General features: G+C 64.6%; 1 pseudogene. It reads left to right on the top strand.

The window, feature by feature from the left end:
- Positions 1-79: 79 nt before the first annotated feature.
- A pseudogene (locus CIK81_RS17935) lies at positions 80-297 on the top strand (ABC transporter ATP-binding protein); the annotation flags it as partial.

Here is a 297-nt window from a genome sequence, read left to right as displayed (position 1 = left end):
GGACGTACTGTTCATGGATGAGCCGTTCGCCTCGGTCGACGCGCAGACCCGATACGGGTTGGAGGATCTGGTTCTCGCCGTGCGCCGCGATCTGGGCATCACGGTCGTCATCGTCACGCATGACATCGACGAGGCGGTCTACCTCTCCGATCGGGTCGTCGTGCTCACCGATTCGCCCGCGCGGGTGAAGGAGATCGTCGATGTGCCGCTTGGCGAACGGCGTGAGCAGATCGGCACCCGCTCCAGCCCCGAGTTCATGCACTTGCGCAGGCACATCCTCGACCTCGTCATGCCGCG

The organism is Brachybacterium sp. JB7 (assembly GCF_003335205.1).
GTDB lineage: Bacteria > Actinomycetota > Actinomycetes > Actinomycetales > Dermabacteraceae > Brachybacterium > Brachybacterium alimentarium.
This window is presented reverse-complemented; position numbering and strand designations above follow the sequence as displayed.